General features: G+C 70.4%; 2 protein-coding genes and 1 pseudogene. 1 reads left to right on the forward strand and 2 read right to left on the reverse strand.

The annotated features are described in order from the left end of the window. Both ABWI04_RS42550 and ABWI04_RS42555 read right to left on the reverse strand, forming a co-directional pair. A pseudogene (locus ABWI04_RS42550) lies at positions 1-313 on the reverse strand (hypothetical protein); the annotation flags it as partial. Next, positions 300-1,466, reverse strand: a complete 1,167-nt coding sequence (locus ABWI04_RS42555; protein WP_345176708.1) for a glutamate--cysteine ligase — start codon at positions 1,464-1,466, stop codon at positions 300-302. The pseudogene ABWI04_RS42550 and the gene ABWI04_RS42555, both read right to left, overlap by 14 nt. A gap of 512 nt (positions 1,467-1,978) precedes the next feature. Here ABWI04_RS42555 and ABWI04_RS42560 point away from each other — a divergent pair. Continuing rightward, the coding region (locus ABWI04_RS42560) for a hypothetical protein (protein WP_353835960.1) at positions 1,979-2,160 on the forward strand (182 nt) is incomplete at its 3' end.

The following is a 2,160-nucleotide window of genomic DNA, read 5'->3' on the forward strand; positions in this document are numbered from 1 at the left end:
GCCGCGCCGAGCCCTCGGCGTCGCGCGGTGCGGGCCCGCCGGAGGCCGTCCCGTTCACTCCGGCGGCGCCGGCGGCGGCGCCCCGGTCCTCCCGGCCCTCGGGACTCTCGTGTCCCGGGGCGGCGGGTGGTTCAAGGCCGGGCATCACCCCGGGTCCCGGATATGTCATGTGCGCCCCCTGCGCGACGGCGGAGCCTAGCGGCGCCCGCCGGGTGATGTTCTCGTTGGTGGATGCGGTGCGGTTCTCGGGTCTGCTCGCGGGATCGGTGTTCGCGGGGTTCCCGGCGCCGTCCGGCTGCTCAGGCTCCGGCATGTGCGACCTCCCCCAGTGTGACGAACCTGTCCTCCGCGAGCTCGGCGATCGCCGCGTCGACGATGTTCTCCAGCGTCCCTCCGCCGGCGCGGATCGCGCGCTGGCGCTCGTACGGGGCGCCGTGCTCCAGCACCTCGCCGGCGACCTTGAGCTCCTCGGCGCAGCCGAGCCGGTCGGCGACCGGTTCCAGCTCCCTGATCAGCTCGTACAGGTCGTCGCGGAGCGGAGCGGTGTTCCCCGTGTCGTCGGTGATGACGATGGCGTCGAGCCCGTACCTGGTGGCGCGCCACTTGTTGTCGCGCACCACCCAGGCGGCCGGCCGCGGCAGCGTGTAACCGCGGTCCAGCTGCTGCTCGAACAGCGTGACGAGGCTCTGGCACAGCGCGGCGGCCATCCCCACCTCACGCAGGGTGGGAATCCCGTCGAACATCCTGATCTCGACGGTGCCGAAGTCAGGATGCGGCCGGATGTCCCACCAGACCTCCTTGATGCTCCTTATGGTTCCCGAACGCATCAGCGTGTCCATGTAATCCTCGAAGGCCGCCCAGTCGTCTAGGAGATGGGGCGGCCCGGCCGTGGGCAGCTGGCCGAACACGACCGCCCGGCAGGACGCGAGGCCGGTGTCGCTGCCGCTCCAGAACGGGCTGGACGCGGTGAGCGCGAGGAAGTGCGGAAGGTAGGACGAGAGCGCGTTGACGATCGGGATCGCCTTGGCGCCGTCGGAGATGCCGACGTGGACGTGAACGCCGAACGTCTGGATGCGCCGGGCCAGCCACTGCATCTCCTCGACCAGCTTGGCGTAGCGCCCCATGGGCGCCATCACCGCCTCCCGCCAGTCGCTGATCGGGTGGGTGCCCGTGCAGGCGAGGGCGAGGCCGCGGTCCGCGGCGGCGGCGCGCAGGTCGGTGAGGGTGCCGGCCAGGTCGGCCTTGGCCTCCCCCACGGTGTCGCTGATCCCGGTCACCACCTCGATGGTGGACTCCATCAGCTCGTGCCGGACGCGCGGATTGTCGCCGTCGTCACTGAGCGAAGGCAGGGCGGCGAGCACCTCGCGTGCGTCCTGCCGCAGGTGCCTGGTCTCCGCATCGACGAGCTGGATCTCCCACTCGACGCCGAGCGTCGCCCCGTGCGATGCGTTGAAGTCAATGGCCACGGCCAACCTCCGTCCACAATCCTTGCAGGTCGTTGCGTGGCACGTGGCGCAATTCAGCCAGCGGGTCCCTAAGCCTGGACAAACGCCGGTCCAGGTCACGTGTTCGTTCCATGATGGCGTCCGTGCCCGCCCCCTGCCGGGCGTCCATGCCCTTTGCGGATCAATTGACTCATGCGAGCCGTCGGAAGGGGGGCGGACGTCCTACTTTTCGGTCACGATCTTGGCGTCCGCACCGCTAGATCGAACTAGTCAGTCCGTCCAAAATACCGTCAGCCCGTCTCAAAGTCTCGTCCATGACGGATCGTAACCGATCGGCCTCGCCCCATACGTACCGGGATATGACCGCTGCACCCTGTCGTCACGTCCGTCGCCTGCGCCCCGCGCTTGCCGGATTCGCGATCGGGTACCTCTTCGCCGGATAGGTCGCCTAGTCTTCGGGGGGAGTCATGGGCGTTGGGCGCCTGCGCGCCGGGAGCGATCGCGCTCCCATGGGACTGAGGAGCGTCGGGAGCTTGCCAGGACAGCGACGAGGGCCGGCCGGCGTCCGCCGCGCCCTGACGTTGATCACCGTGCCGGTCACGGCCGCCTCGCTCGCGGCGGCCCCCGCGCTCGCCGGCGCACCGGCCGGCGCCGCGGGTCGCGTCCGGCATCTCGGTGGTCAGCACGGTGACGGCGTTGCCCTCGTCCTCGTGCG

The sequence above is a fragment of the Actinomadura sp. NPDC000929 genome (genome assembly GCF_040492065.1).
Lineage (GTDB): Bacteria > Actinomycetota > Actinomycetes > Streptosporangiales > Streptosporangiaceae > Spirillospora > Spirillospora verrucosospora.